Here is a 14,425-nt window from a genome sequence, read left to right on the forward strand (position 1 = left end):
GTGAATCCGCCATATAAAATGGTGGAATGCGTGTTGCTAAATCAATATAAGTAGACAACAGAGACAACCATCACTACAAGAAATGTAAGTAATATTTGTTACCCAAACAACATCGATTTATCTCTGTTCAAATTCTCGATTTAACAATCTTTCTTTTACTATTTCTTCAATAGTCTTTCCTTTAATATAAGAAGATTTGCTCTGATGAAATCCTTTGGTGCATAAATTTCATTCCACACATAAGAACAGTGACAACACATTTATTGTTTTCAATTCCTTTAACATAAAGGTTTTGAGAAATTCTTGGATGTCCGCTCAGAAATCCTCAGAATAGATTCATTCTTCACAAAGATATCCTGAGAAATTTTCAGTCTAAATTCACGCTCATATATTATCCTCAATAGAGTTCATTCCTTCCGGTAATGCACCTGATAGTCATTAAAAGTGTGTCATAGTCCAAAAAAGATGACTTTAAATTTCACGGTCAGAAATCCAAAGTCATCTTTTTTGATTAAACGAAACTATTTTCACTTTTATTAGTTTCTATTCCCACGACATTACTCCGTAGCTTCCAGTAATACCTTGCATTAGGAGATTATCTGCGTAACCTTCAATGAAACTTGTTGCTTCAGCCTCAGTCGAAAACAAGCGGCTCCCTTTTTCAATATTTACAGACGGATCATCACCTTCGGACACATAATACCATACGGTATACTGTACTTGTGGCTCTGGCGTAGGTGTTGGATCTGGATCGGGAGTTGGGGTTGGTGTAGGAACAGGCGCAGGTTTCGTAGACTCTTCATTATTATTTGTCCCCCCAGATGAATTTCCAGGATCTACTTTTCCTTCATTTTGGTTTGCTACTTCGCTCGAAGAAGTAGTGGTAGATCCAGTAGGCTGACTATTTGATTGACTTTGTGAGTTCGATTCAGAAGAAGGCTGCACAGCCTGCCCAACAGATTCACCAATCGGCTGATTAGGAACTACTTTATCCGCTTCAGTAACTCTTTGTTGATCTGTTACGACACCATTCTTATCTTGCACAGTGACAACATTTCCTTCAAAAAGAAGTTTATTTCCAGCAAATATTAGGTTATAATCGCCTATGCCGTTTAATGATGCTAACTTATCCATAGTAATGTTCGTCGCTAGTGATATACCACTTAAAGTATCTCCCCAAACAATCGTGTATTCACTTTTACCTTCTACATCCTTTTTGATTTGTTCAACAGAACGCGCTTCCCATTTTCCGTCTGCTTCAGATGCTTGAATACTTTGTACCCCAGTTAATAAAATCCCACCCAAAACTACTGAGCTGATAAGTAACCTGGCCGTCACTTTTTTCTTAAAATGACGTTTTTTCTCTTGATTTCTTCTTTTTTTAACAATCGTTCTTTTTTCCATAATTTCCTCCTTGAAACTCCTGTTAGTACTATCTATTCAATGACCCAAAGGAATACTTGAATTTGAATCCTTGGTCTGTCATTGCTCGGTGTCAATTCTATACACGGATGGTTTACCTCTTGTTTGGCCTAATTGATCAGATAGTTTTTTTGCACGCATTCTATATTGTTCAAGCCCCATTTTATAATGTTCTGATTTGGCTTTTTGAGCAATTACTTCATTTCTCATAAGATAATTCATCTGTTCTAATTCACGAATTTTTTGTAGCAGAATTCTTTTTTCTACTCCAGCTAAACTTTCACAATTTTCTTGGCATTCCTCACAAATTGTATAGGTCTCATTATCTATAACAGTCTGTGATACTGAATAATTTCCACACCATTCACAAGTCATTTCACTTGCAAGCTCAGCTTTGTATAAAATTTGTTGAACTTCAGATGACACATCCTCTGATTTTCCTTCAATAGAAATTATTAGTGTGCCATCCTCTCGCCTCACATTTCTAATCGAATACCCTAGATCAGCCAATTCTTTTTCAGCAGTAATTAGAATTGCATACCATCCTCGACCAATTTTATGACCAAAACGAATATATGAAAGATGCTTCAACGTTTTATAGTTGATTGTGTGTTGGCTCATAAATCTCACTTCCTTCTAAATCTATTCTTAATATATCTATAGTATACCAATTCAAAACTCTAAGTCAATACATAGTGTTGTTTTAAAATATAAAATCAACACTATAGTTAATACTAGTAGTAATTTAATTACTATAAAATTAAAAGAAACAGATGAAACTGGTGGAGTATGGAAGAATTAAATGCAGCAAAAATTGGTAAAAGAATTAAAGAGTTACGTAAAATAAAAAAATTGACTCAAGAAAAGTTGTCTGAAATATCAGGAGTAAGCGTTGTATTAATTGGAACACTTGAAACTAAAGGAAGAAATATCTCTATTGAAACATTAGTTAAGTTACTTGATGGATTAGATGTTAGTTTTATTGAATTTTTTTCTGCTTTTGAGTCAACTGAAAATGACACTGCAAACTTGATTGAATTACTTTCACGATCAAACAATAAAAAAGACTATATAGATGTATTTACCAAAATATTGAAAATGGAATCTAATGATATTTGAATTACTTTACTTGTAAGTTATAATGATTTAAGCCATCAAAAAAGCTGCGGAGAATCTCCGCAGCTTTTCCTTTTGTCTCTACCCCAACTGATACGTCCAATTGTCATTATACAGTGACAATCGCTCTGCGCGATAAGCCCAGGCACTGGCTGGGAAATCTGTTAAATCAACATCCAGCACGGTCTCACCGTCTTCAGTGACCTCCATGATCGAGCTGGTCTTGCCCTCTTCACGATAGCCAAAGTTGACTAAGCGGTTGCCGTTATCTGCCAGATAGCGGGCGCTTCCGATAATTTTGGTGAAGTAGGCTTCCCCTAGGTCTTCGCCGAAGGTCCATACTTCTTCGATCGTCCTATCTTCTTCATTGATCCGAACTTGCCGAGCCTCTGAGTATTTCTCGGAGTCGGCTTCATCGCCGCGGGTAACGGAAATATTGTTGTCGTAATACAGGATATCGGTGGTCTCAGCGTTGTCATCTTGATCCGGCAGGACGATCGCGGCGTGTTGTCCGCCGCTGGCTTTAACATCACCATCTAGAAAATACTTCTGATAGCTTTCGGGCCAGCCGCTGCTGTCGCCCATGATCCATTTGATCTCGTTAGTGGCATAATCAATTTTCATAATCGTATCTTGATGCCTCCCCGAAATAATAATGCTGTTGTCCGCCTCATCGTAGTCCACCGAATTTTGGTGGAACCAATCGATCTTGCCGTCCTCACGACTGGTTGAATCATATTCTTCGTAAAAAGATTCTGGTAATAGATCCTTTAAATCAATCGTTTTCTCGATCTCCCCTGTTTCACGATTTAATTCGATCATCGTGTCTTCAATGTAATTACTGCCGTCATTAACCGTCAGTAGCAAATTGCCGCTTGGCAGCTCGATGCCGTCATGATGAATCACAGTCATTTCACCTTTGCTTTCACCGGTATCGTTGGAGGCGCTAGAGCTGGAAAAATCGTAACGGTTGTAGATTTTTCCTAAGTAGTCCGTCTCTAGCAACACATTATAGGTATCGGCGTCATTGGCTTCTTTTGTGAGATACAGCAGATTTCCATTGGCTAATTCTTTAAAAATATGGCTGTTGTAGCGGGTGGAATACCAGCGAACATCGCCATTTGCATCAAAGGCATAGGCGCGCTTCGTGCTTGGAACGACAAAGGTCAGTTCACTGTCTCCTAGCGCCATTTTTTCTGTATCGGCTTCGTTGACCTCGATATCAGCGATGGATTTCGCTAACGCTCCTGTTTTTATCGTTAGCTTTTTCTCCACGCTGGTGCCTGCTTCATTCGTCAGCTTCACGGTTACTTCATTTTCCTTGTCGGCGTATAAGCCTAAAACGGGAATACTGTGATCTGTCGTATAATCATCAAAACTGTTTTTGATGGTGCTCTCATCGTCCTTGCCAGCCACTGAAATTTCTACCTTTATTGCTTCTTCTGTCTGGAAAAGCAGCAATGCCGACAGTGGGCTGGCATCGTAAGGATCGACCTTGACATAGATATTGTCCTCATTGTAATCGCCGCTTTTCAGCAGTTCTTGATATTCCTTTTCTTTTTCGCTTTGATCCTCCTGCCAGTCTTCATTCAATGTGACCGATAGTTCTTCCGGCTCCGTCTCATTGGATACCGTGCCGCTTACACTACAGCCTGCTAGACAAACCAATAATCCAATGAAAAATGTCGTTCTTTTTAAATATCCCTTCACGCGCTTCCTCCTTCCTAAGAAACCTGACTAAACTCTTGATTTTTCAGCTCATAGACTACGTCGCAGGCCTTTGCCACTTCCTGTTCATGGGTAACTAAAACAATACATTTTTTCTGCTCATGAGCGATTTCCTGAAACAGATTGACAATCTCACCTGAAGTTACTTCATCTAAATTTCCGGTCGGTTCATCCGCGACGATCAAATCATGCTCACAGCACAGAGCCCGTGTGATTGCGACCCGCTGCTGCTGCCCACCAGATAGCAGAGTCACCTTTTTCTCCGCTAATTCTCTGGTGATGCCGACTTTTTCTAGATTCGCCAGCGCATAGGCCTTTTTGTCTGCCTGCTGGCTTTGGGCGATCTCCATCGCTGTCACCACATTGTCCACAGCCGATAAATACGGCAGCAGGTTGTAGGCTTGAAAGACGATGGAGACGTCCTTGCGACGATATTCTCGCAAACCGATTTTTTTCAACGAAGTGTCTTCATATAGAATTTCTCCACTTTTCGGTGTATCTAAGCCCGCGATCAGGGATAGAAACGTCGTCTTCCCTGACCCGCTAGTGCCTAAAATCGCGTACATCTTGCCCTTTTCAAATGTCAAATTCACGTTTTCGAATAATGGACCGCTATTTTCATACCAGTAGCCTAAATCCTTTGTTGATAGTGTCATAAATACTTCCTCCTTCTTCTATTCGCTTACGAAATCAAAATCTTTTTCGGGTTCAACCGCAGAATGCCTGCGGATGATAGGACAATTGAAAATAAACTGATGCCTAAGCCAATCCCTGCCAGACTTAGAATTTCCATCGGTTGGACAGAAATGTTCAGGTCTTGGATTTCCTCTGTTTGAGTGAATGGATTGCTGCCCATTTGACCGCCGCCACGAGGGCCGCCATTACCTCCTCCTGGCATTTGACCTTGTCCAGGGCCGCCATTATCTACGGCATCTGCCTGACTATCCGTCTTTTGAGAGGTGGTCTGCTGGCTTAGCAGCTGGTTTCCTACGGCGTTACCAACGACGTTCCCGCTGGCTGCCGCGATTCCTAAGGCAAAGATCATGCAGACAAAAATTTCAACGAAAAATTGTGAAATGACCTTGATCCGTGATTCGCCTAATGAGAGTAGGACGCCGATTTCATATTTTCGTTCCCGAATCGAAAGCATAATGATCAGAGTCAGGATGATCACGCCGGCTACAGCTACTAGGATCACGATGTTTTTGGCAAAGCTTGAAACGTTGTTCAATGGCTGCAGCATTTGCTGATACATTTGGTCATTGGTCTCTAGGCTGAAGGTATCCGTGTCGATCAGCTTGTTGGCTTTCTTCACGAAGCTGTCCATTTCCTTTGGATCATCCAAGTTGTAAACCGCTGAGTCGATGGTCTTTCCATCTGAACCAGTCAAGGTGCTCACCATGGTATAAGAAGAAAAGATCGTGTTTGATGGGTTCATAAAGTTGAAGCGTGCTCCCATACTGTCGCCAGAGCTGCTAGTTTTGTAGATTCCTTTGACCGTCATTTCGACATCCTTGTCGTCGCTGTCTTTGATCTTGAATTTATCACCAACACTCAAATCATTGGCCTCTGCTAGACTTTGTTCGATCAAAACATTGTTGGTTCCTTCATCCTCTGCCGTGATGGCTTCCCCTTTTACGAGGCTAGCTGTTCCCGCTGAGAATTCACTATAAGAGCTGCTTTCTGAAACGCCTTTGATTTGAAAATCCCCTTGGCTCATCCCGCCAGGTGCACCCTGTCCACCGAAGCCGGCTGCCTGCTCATCAGAAGATTCCTCGTCACTGTCGCTGTCACTAGATATCGGTGTGATACCAGTACTTTTATCCGCGGAGGTACTTGCCTCAAAGGAATACGATTTGACATTGGCTAATTTCGCGATTTTTTCCGCGTCGCTCAGATTGACCGGCGTCTGTTCGAAGCTTCCGGGATCTGGTCGGCTGTTTTCCCCATCAGAATCTGATTCGGCATTTTTAAACATCGCCTCCCGATTCGTCGATAAGGTGACCGTCGCTCCGACACTTTTTTTCGCGTTTGTGGTTGCTAAGTCTGCGCCACTGCGGATCGTTAACCCCGCCAGCACAAAGATTAATATGGCTGAAAAGACAGCGATCATTAAAATGCTGCGCCCTTTCTTCGCCCAAAGGCTTTGGATCGCCCGTTTGATATAGTTCATAATGGTTCCTCCTTCATTTGTCTGCCTGTAGAATAGTCAAGCTGGCTTAACCGAAGCTTAAGCGGGAGATAAAAAGTTTTAAGGTTGATTTAGGAAAGCGTGGTAAACTAAAGGAGGAATAAAGATAAGGGGAATAAATATGATAAACCTATTAATAGTAGAAGATGAAGCGACACTTTCGGATAACAGCAAAGAAATCTTGTCAGACTTAGGAGAAATTACTCAAGTGTATGATGGCGAGGAAGGGCTGTTCGAAGCAGAAAGCGGCGTGTATGATCTGATTTTGCTGGATTTGATGTTGCCGGGGAAGAACGGCTACGAGGTCTTAGCAGAATTGCGGGAGAAAAATATCCAGACACCCGTATTGATTTTAACAGCCAAGGATAGTCTGGAAGACAAGGTGACCGGTTTTCAAAAAGGCGCGGACGATTATTTAACCAAACCCTTTTACCGCGAAGAGCTGATCATGCGTGTCAAAGCCTTACTAAAGCGCTCGTTGGGACTGTTTGCCGAAAATCAGGTGATGTATAAAAATATTACCTGCAACCTCGCGACAAAAGAAGTCGCGGTAGAGGAAGAAATCCTGCCGATCCAAGGAAAGGAATTTGATCTGCTGGTCTACTTCATCCAAAATAAAGGCGTGATCCTGACCAAGGAGCAAATCTTCGATCGGATCTGGGGCTTCGATTCAGATACGACCATCACAGTCGTAGAAGTTTACATGAGCCATTTACGAAAACATCTCAAGCCGGCAGGTGTCGATCAGTACTTCAAGACACTGCGAAATGTCGGCTACATTTTGCAAAAGGATTGATGCCATGAACACGGAAATAACACGAAAACAACGCTTAAAATTTTTCCTGATCAATACCGGTTCCTTTGCGGGAATCTTCCTGCTGTTGGGCTTCATCACCCTGCAGCTGCTCCAAAGCTCCGCCTATCGCCAAACAGACCTTTCATTAGAACAAATGGCGAAAAATGATCATCTGATCGAAATGGAGATCAATCGTTACCAGCAGGACAACCCCTTCCTCGCTCAAATGCCTGACGAGCAAAAGATGGATAAGGGCCCTGGCGGCAACAACCGTTTCAATACTCAGATTATTTTATGGTCAGAGCACGGGGAAATTTTGAACAAGGATGTTCTGGGGGGGCGCTTCACTGAACTAGAATACCTGACCTTAGACAAGGAGAACTTGGACACGATTCAGTCGCTGAAGTTAGAAAACACCTCTGATTCAGACCAGACGCTGGCCTTTCATTCCTACACGATTGCGGCAGATAAAGAGAAAGAAGCAGACGGTGTCGCCTATATCCAATTTTTAGCCAACACCAATCAGATCGCCGATTCCATGAAAACCTTCGAGACAACGCTTATTCTGTGTATGATCGTTTTCTGGCTGCTTTCCATCGGCTTAAGCTTTTACATTTCAAAAATGAATATGCAGCCAATCATGAACTCTTGGCGCAAGCAGCAGGAATTTGTCGAAAATGCCTCCCATGAATTACGGACTCCGCTGGCGATTATCCAAAATAGTCTGCAGCAATTGTTCACTAAACCGGATCATACGATTTTGGAAGAATCCGAACCGATTGCCCAAGCCCTGAATGAGACCCGACGAATGAAGGGCTTGACTGAAGACCTATTGACCTTAGCCCGCAGCGACTCCAATGAGCTGCTTTTACAAAAAGAAGCCATCGAACCAAAAGCCTTCATTCAGCAGTTAGCCCAGCCCTTCCAGGAAATCGCGGAAATGAACGAAAAACAGTTCATCTTGGAAAATTTCGCAGATCAGCCAATGAGGATCGATGAGAAACGTATCCATCAAGTGCTGGTGATCCTGCTGGACAACGCCTTGAAATACACCGATACCAAAGAAAAAATTGTCCTACAATCGGAAGTTTCCGGCGACAACTGGCTAATCGAAGTCAAAAACAACGGCCCTTCCATCAGTGACGAAGACAAGAAGCACATCTTCGAACGCTTCTATCGCGAAGACCGCTCCCGTTCCAAAGAAACCGGCGGCTATGGCCTCGGCCTCGCTATCGCCAAGCAGATCATCAGCCAGCACAAAGGCAAGCTGACGGTGAGAGATTGGGAGCCAAGAGGCGTTGTGTTCCAGATTAAGCTGCCGATGAAGTAAAATAAATATCCTAAAACAATTGAAACTTACTAGGAGCAACCAATAAGTTTTACTGGTATTTTGATTAATTGAACGCGAAAGCCCGATGTTTAGTTGGAAGTAACTAAACATCGGGCTTTCCCTTTATAACGAGCCATATTTAAATCGCATCAGAAAGCTGTTTCTGCATTATTTCAACCGCCTTTTCAATCGAAACATCTAAATTGAATAAACCACTTGAACCTACGATCAGAATATCCGCTCCAACTTCAATCATCTTACAATATGTCTTTTCATTACATGACCCATCGATCTGAATTTCAAACTTCAAGTTCTGTTCTTCACGGTATGCTTTTAGTTTTCGTACCTTGTCTAAACTCTCGGAAATAAATGTCTGACCGGCAAATCCGGGATCTACTGTCATCACTGTCACAATATCGACCAAATGGAGATAGTCCGTAATCAGATTTAACGGTGTTTCTGGATTTAAAACGACACCCATTTTCTTTTTGTGCTGGTTGATTTTTTCACTTAGTCGGAAGGCATGACCGTTCAAATGTTCAGCGTGAATACTGATAACTTCTACCCCTAAAGCAAGTAGCTGATCAACATAATTAATTGGATTTGTTACCATCAGGTGAGCATCTAAAGGGACCGTTGTATGATCCTTAAGCTGTTCAATGAACCACGGAGACAAAGTCATGTTGTTGACGTAATGACCATCCATAATATCGATATGATAGTAATCAACCTGCTGGTTTAAACAATTGATTTGTTCTTCAAATTTACTGATATCCATACACATCAGCGACGGAGAGATTTTTACCATTTTTTGCTCCTCTTTCCTTTTAATTTACTGATTGTCCACCATCGACGACTACTTCAGAACCTGTCATAAAGCGTGACGCATCTGATGCCAAAAAAACAACAACATCGGCTACTTCATCCGCGGTACTGATCCGCTGATATAAAGGAATTCGGCTCCCCATTTCTTCCATCGTCCGTTCAGTAGCCTCCGCCGCATGTTCAGCCATCTGAGTTTTAATATAAGCAGGATGAACAGAATTCGCTCGAATACCTCGAGGCGCGAACTCGATAGCTGTGGCTTTAGTCAAAGCAGAAACAGCACCTTTTGACGCTGCGTAAGCAATGCGGTTTTTTGACCCTAAAAATGACGCGATCGAACTGGTGTTAATAATACTGCTGCCTTCTCTCAGTAATGGCGACATCGTTTTTATTCCTAAGAAAATACTTAACGCATTCACATCCATCGTTTTCTTCCAAAGTTCCACACTTGTTTCTTCGATCGTTTCGATCTTGAAGATTCCAGCATTATTGAACAGCACATCCACTTTATCGAATTGCTCCTTGATTTCCTTAGCGGCCTCTTCCCAAGCAGTTTCATCTGTCGCATCAAAGCAGAATGCCTGTATGTCATCTCCATTGAATTTATCCAATAACCTTTGTACATTCTCTTGATTGTTGTCATTGACCAAAACGATGAAATTTTTGTCTAGTAACTTTTCGACAACTGCTGTGCCAAGACCACCAGCCGCCCCAGTGATAAAAGCCACTTTCTTTTCATTGTCCATTTTTTAGACTCCTTTTAGATTAATCTAACGATGAAAATTAAGCCTGACAGCTATTCTAAATTCGCGTGACGACTCTTCAGATCATCCATTGTAAGATGTTTTTCATTCATTAACCGTAAAGCTAAAACATCATGAAAAATAAGCAGTCCTTGTTCAAACACTGTTGTCATAGGTTGGATCGAGGTGAAGGTTTGATTGCTTTTAGAAGGGCTATCAAATTTGACAATATGGTCGGCCAATCTGGCAATCGAACTATCGGGATTTGAGGTCAAATGAACCACTTTCGCGCCATAGGATTTTGCTTTTTTGGCGATCTCCAGAGGAATCACTGATTCCCCAGAACCACTGCCCACAACTAAAAGGTCCTCCTTAGTGATCGGCGGTTCATTCAGATCGCCCACCATATGACAGCTGATCCCCAAATGCGTCAATCGTTTAACCGCCGCCTCTAATGACAAACGTACTCTCCCCACACCGATAAAGAAAACTTCACGGGCTTCTAACAAAGCCGTTATATAGTGATCAATCTCTTCACTGGAAACTTTCTCCAATAAATGTTCCAATTCCTCCATTACTGCTTGACTATTCTCATAATAATTTTTCATTGACCATCAACACCTTATTGTAGAATTCTTTTTTCTCATGAATCATATCGAACGCCTCAATCAAGTCTTCAATTAAAACTTTATGGGTGACCAGCGGTTTTAAATTTAACTGCTTATTTGCGATTGCTTGCGCAGTCACCTGCCATTCATTTTTGGGAAAATGTTCGTAAACACTGTTGAACATACCGACGATCGTGCCTTCTTTCCGCATAAATTGGTCATACGTTTTCTGCTTAAGAACCATATCCGAATGAGGATTTCCCAATAAGACCACTCTGCCAAAGGTACGAATGGATTGGGCACATTGATCAAAAGCCGCGCTAGAACCGGTAGCTTCGATCGCCACATCCGCTAATTTTCCATCTAAGGTTTCTAAAATGAATGATTCAGCCTCTTTTTCCTGACTATTGCATACATACTCAAAACCTAATTCTCGTGCGAAAGCGACTTTCGTCGGATCAATATCAATCAGTAAGACTTTTCCAGCGCCATTGATTTGAGCCCATTGTGCTACCATGACACCAATCGGTCCCGCACCATAAATGACGACATTATCGCCAACACTTAATTCAGCCTTATTGATGACATGTTGGGCTACGGTAGCTGGTTCAACCATCGCCCCTTCTTCATAGCTCACTTGATCTTCTAAAAGAACGAGATTGAATAATGGAACGGCTAAGTATTCCTCAAACCCGCCATCTGTTCTTGAACCAAAATAATTGTAATTTTTACATTGTGCGTAGTATCCCGATTGACAATATTCACACTCATTACAAGGTAAAAGCGGAAAAACGGCGGCTTTCTTTCCTAAATATTCTGAACTGACATCATCAGCGACTTCTACGATTTCTCCAGAGAATTCATGACCCAATACAGTCGGAAAATGATAGGAACCCGTAACGTAAACCCGTGGAATATCCGATCCACAGATACCGCAGGCCATGACATGAATCAATACCTCCCCTTTTTTTGGGACAGGTTTTTCCTTTTCCACTAATTCCAATTGATTGATTGCTTTTAAATCGACTGCCTTCATGTACTATTTCCTCCCACTTATTTCGGAATTCCTAAAACGCCAAGATAAGACAATGAAATTCCTAAAACAAAGATAATCAGAATGATTAAATTGATATTTACTTTTTTACGTACTAACCAATAAACCAGCATCGTGATCGCTAAGGGAACCAATCCCGGCATCAACGCATCAATGACCTGCTCCTGAATGCCTAGCTTGACGCCCTTAATATTCAAAATCATTGGAATCTCAATATTTACTCGTGAAGCGGTCATACACCCAACAACCATCAACCCAACCATGCTGAAGATTTCTGTTAAACGCGCGATGGTTCCTTCTCGCAGCATCGTTAAAATAAAGGACTTTCCTTTTTGATAGCCTAAGCGGTACATATTCCAGCCAAACCCGATCAAACAAATCTTATAAGCAATTTCAAAAAAGATCGGTCCGACATAACTGCCATCGATCGCTAACGAACAGGCGATACCAGCTAAGATTGGATAGACAATTCCTTGACTGACGGTATCCCCAATACCTGCGATTGGCCCCATCAAACCTGTTCGCAAAGAATTAATGGTCTCATCTGTGATATCTTCAGCACCATTGGCACGCTGTTCCTCCATGGCCGCTGCTACTCCAGGGATCATCGTTCCAATGAAGGAGGGTTCGGTATTATAAAACACAAAATACTTCTTCAATTCTTGTACTTGACGTTCTTTGTCTTCAGGGTAGAGTTTCCGAATGACGGGAACCATTGCATTGGCTTGCCCTAAGGCTTGTAAACGTTCATAGTTATATGCGGTCTCACTTGAATAAGTCAGAGCCCAATTTTTTAAAAGTTCTTTTCTCGTTAATTTTGCTTCCATTTATGATTGCTCCTTTCCAGCAGGTTTCATATCAAGAAATCCAGTACTATAGAATACAAAGCCCATGATTGCGGCTACTGCTGTAACAGCCATGACATCCAATTTCAAATAGACAGCCAAAATGAAGCCAAAGAAGAAGAAGGGCATGATTTTTTTATTCCCCATGAAGCTGATCAACATCGCGATCCCTAATGCAGGCATGATTGCCCCGACCACTTGCATCGCGTTAACAAAAGAGTCTGGAATCATATTCAATAAGTTCTTCATCGGTTCAGCACCAAAATAAACTAAGATAAAAGCCGGAACCCCTGTAACAAGGAAATTTAAGATCCCTGATGGAACATAGTTCATCATACGCATTGCTCGGATATTTCCATTGTCCAGGAATTTTTCTGCCCGATGGACCCACAGAGCATTGATGGACATCGTTAATTGGAAGGTCAAAATTCCAAACAAGCTGAAAGGTACGGCAAAAGTTACCGCCAAACTTGGATCTGCCCCTGATAAAATCGTCATCGCTGTACCGAATACTGCTGCGACTGGCAAGTTTCCCGGCATTGTTCCCCCTGCGGTGATCCAACCAAGATAAGCCAAGTTGATATATGCTGCCGCTTGCATCCCTACCATGGGTTCGCCCATCGCTAAGGCCACTAGAAAACCTGACCAAATCGGATATAGCCATGATCTAGTAACCAAGTGGCTCGGCCACCAATTACAAATCGTTGAAATAATTGCAACTAATATTGCGGATAAAAGCATTTTTCTTCCTCCTTTTTTATTGAATAAATCCTTTTATAGATATTTGGAAAGATCTATTTCCTTTTGATCGGGAATAATGTGGATCACAACGGGAATGCCACGATCAATCAATTTCTTGAAGGTTGCCCGTTCCTCATCAGAAGCAGAAATATTCTTATACAAAACTCGGCGGTTCGCTTTAGCCCCCATCCCGCCAACAACCAACTTATCAATCACAATTCCTTTTTCCACTATCACGTCGATAGTGATCGGTGCTTTTACTAAAATAATCAACCGTTTGTTTTCTGTTTCTTGCTCATTTAGAAAAGTTACAGCATCTTCTAAGCCTTTTACTACGATATCAATTCCTGCTGGTGCCGACATTTTTAAAATCTCACTCATAAAATCATCTTTTGCGACTTCATCATCAATAATTAAAATCTGGTTCGCTCGTGTTTTCTTTACCCAGGCTGTCATTACTTGTCCGTGAATCAGACGGTCATCGATTCTGGTTAATACGATCTCGCTCATTTTTATTCTTCCTTCCCATAGTTTTCAAAAAGTTCCTTAATACCCTCTTTTCCGACTGTTTGAATATATTTTGCTAATTCATTTAATTCCATTGTTTCTCTGCTGCATACCGCTTCGATCACCATCGGCAGATTTACACCGGTAATTGAGCGATAATTTACCTTGTCTTTTAATCGTTGATAATTCTGAGCGGTCACATTGTAGGGGCTCGCTCCAAAGATATCGCAAAAAACGATCACGCCTTCGCCTTGATCCATTTTCAGCATTTTAGCGGCAACTTCTTCTTTGTAGTTTTCAATACTTGTTTCATGATACAAACCTAACGTATCAATATTTTCCGCTTCCCCAGTTATTAATTTCAATGCCGAAAGATAACCAGCTGCTAGTTCTCCATGGGTTAGTATTAATACACCGATCATTCTTTCACCTCCTCACTTTTTATAAAGCAATAAGCATGCCATCTTTATGAACAAATAAAAAGAAAGCATCAAATCAACGTTTTAAAGGAAAAACGAA

The 14,425-nt window shown here is 41.7% G+C and carries 16 protein-coding genes; 3 read left to right on the top strand and 13 right to left on the bottom strand.

Features of this window, described 5'->3' with window-relative positions; translation table 11 throughout:
- Positions 1-543: 543 nt before the first annotated feature.
- Both J9537_RS17165 and J9537_RS17170 read right to left on the bottom strand, forming a co-directional pair.
- Positions 544-1,404 carry a LysM peptidoglycan-binding domain-containing protein gene (locus J9537_RS17165; RefSeq protein ID WP_028021337.1) on the bottom strand — a complete coding sequence of 287 codons (861 nt, stop codon included), beginning with the start codon at positions 1,402-1,404 and terminating at the stop codon, positions 544-546.
- Positions 1,405-1,482: 78 nt separating this feature from the next.
- Positions 1,483-2,043: a hypothetical protein gene (locus tag J9537_RS17170; protein ID WP_028021336.1), complete on the bottom strand. Its 561-nt coding sequence runs from the start codon at positions 2,041-2,043 to the stop codon at positions 1,483-1,485.
- A gap of 168 nt (positions 2,044-2,211) precedes the next feature.
- On the opposite strand from J9537_RS17170, the gene J9537_RS17175 reads away from it, so the two are divergent.
- Positions 2,212-2,541, top strand: a complete 330-nt coding sequence (locus tag J9537_RS17175; protein WP_028021335.1) for a helix-turn-helix domain-containing protein — start codon at positions 2,212-2,214, stop codon at positions 2,539-2,541.
- A 78-nt stretch (positions 2,542-2,619) separates the two neighbouring features.
- Here the strand turns inward: J9537_RS17175 and J9537_RS17180 are convergent, their stop codons facing one another.
- Genes J9537_RS17180 through J9537_RS17190 form a run of 3 tightly spaced genes read right to left on the bottom strand, consistent with a single transcriptional unit; the run spans position 2,620 to position 6,439 of the window.
- Positions 2,620-4,248, bottom strand: coding sequence for an aryl-sulfate sulfotransferase (locus J9537_RS17180; RefSeq protein ID WP_218257669.1), 1,629 nt, complete (start codon positions 4,246-4,248; stop codon positions 2,620-2,622).
- Positions 4,249-4,262: 14 nt separating this feature from the next.
- On the bottom strand, positions 4,263-4,922 hold the full coding sequence (locus J9537_RS17185; protein ID WP_070509619.1) for an ABC transporter ATP-binding protein: 660 nt from the start codon (positions 4,920-4,922) through the stop codon (positions 4,263-4,265).
- A gap of 26 nt (positions 4,923-4,948) precedes the next feature.
- Positions 4,949-6,439 (bottom strand): ABC transporter permease, encoded by a 1,491-nt coding sequence (locus J9537_RS17190; protein ID WP_028021332.1) that lies wholly within the window; start codon positions 6,437-6,439, stop codon positions 4,949-4,951.
- Between the two features lie 139 nt (positions 6,440-6,578).
- Between J9537_RS17190 and J9537_RS17195 the strand changes: the two genes are divergently transcribed.
- On the top strand, positions 6,579-7,253 hold the full coding sequence (locus J9537_RS17195; RefSeq protein WP_028021331.1) for a response regulator transcription factor: 675 nt from the start codon (positions 6,579-6,581) through the stop codon (positions 7,251-7,253).
- Between the two features lie 4 nt (positions 7,254-7,257).
- The gene (locus tag J9537_RS17200; protein ID WP_028021330.1) at positions 7,258-8,583 is read left to right on the top strand and encodes a sensor histidine kinase; all 1,326 of its coding nucleotides are present in this window, start codon (positions 7,258-7,260) and stop codon (positions 8,581-8,583) included.
- 139 nt (positions 8,584-8,722) lie between these two features.
- Here the strand turns inward: J9537_RS17200 and alsE are convergent, their stop codons facing one another.
- Genes alsE through J9537_RS17235 form a run of 8 tightly spaced genes read right to left on the bottom strand, consistent with a single transcriptional unit; the run spans position 8,723 to position 14,328 of the window.
- On the bottom strand, positions 8,723-9,391 hold the full coding sequence (alsE, locus tag J9537_RS17205) for a D-allulose 6-phosphate 3-epimerase (RefSeq protein ID WP_028021329.1): 669 nt from the start codon (positions 9,389-9,391) through the stop codon (positions 8,723-8,725).
- Positions 9,392-9,410: 19 nt separating this feature from the next.
- Positions 9,411-10,154: an SDR family NAD(P)-dependent oxidoreductase gene (locus J9537_RS17210; protein ID WP_070509616.1), complete on the bottom strand. Its 744-nt coding sequence runs from the start codon at positions 10,152-10,154 to the stop codon at positions 9,411-9,413.
- A gap of 50 nt (positions 10,155-10,204) precedes the next feature.
- Positions 10,205-10,759: a 6-phospho-3-hexuloisomerase gene (hxlB, locus tag J9537_RS17215; protein ID WP_028021327.1), complete on the bottom strand. Its 555-nt coding sequence runs from the start codon at positions 10,757-10,759 to the stop codon at positions 10,205-10,207.
- The gene (locus J9537_RS17220) at positions 10,743-11,795 is read right to left on the bottom strand and encodes a galactitol-1-phosphate 5-dehydrogenase (protein WP_028021326.1); all 1,053 of its coding nucleotides are present in this window, start codon (positions 11,793-11,795) and stop codon (positions 10,743-10,745) included. The genes hxlB and J9537_RS17220 overlap by 17 nt, the downstream gene beginning before the upstream one ends.
- A gap of 17 nt (positions 11,796-11,812) precedes the next feature.
- Entirely contained in the window at positions 11,813-12,640 is an 828-nt protein-coding gene (locus J9537_RS20705) for a PTS system mannose/fructose/sorbose family transporter subunit IID (RefSeq protein WP_010741506.1), read from the bottom strand.
- The gene (locus J9537_RS20710; protein WP_028021325.1) at positions 12,641-13,399 is read right to left on the bottom strand and encodes a PTS mannose/fructose/sorbose/N-acetylgalactosamine transporter subunit IIC; all 759 of its coding nucleotides are present in this window, start codon (positions 13,397-13,399) and stop codon (positions 12,641-12,643) included.
- Positions 13,400-13,432: 33 nt separating this feature from the next.
- The gene (locus J9537_RS17230; RefSeq protein ID WP_028021324.1) at positions 13,433-13,909 is read right to left on the bottom strand and encodes a PTS sugar transporter subunit IIB; all 477 of its coding nucleotides are present in this window, start codon (positions 13,907-13,909) and stop codon (positions 13,433-13,435) included.
- A gap of 2 nt (positions 13,910-13,911) precedes the next feature.
- Positions 13,912-14,328 carry a PTS sugar transporter subunit IIA gene (locus J9537_RS17235; protein WP_028021323.1) on the bottom strand — a complete coding sequence of 139 codons (417 nt, stop codon included), beginning with the start codon at positions 14,326-14,328 and terminating at the stop codon, positions 13,912-13,914.
- Between the last annotated feature and the right edge of the window lie 97 nt (positions 14,329-14,425).

Origin of the sequence: Enterococcus raffinosus, assembly GCF_019175485.1 — a bacterium.
Lineage (GTDB): Bacteria > Bacillota > Bacilli > Lactobacillales > Enterococcaceae > Enterococcus_A > Enterococcus_A raffinosus.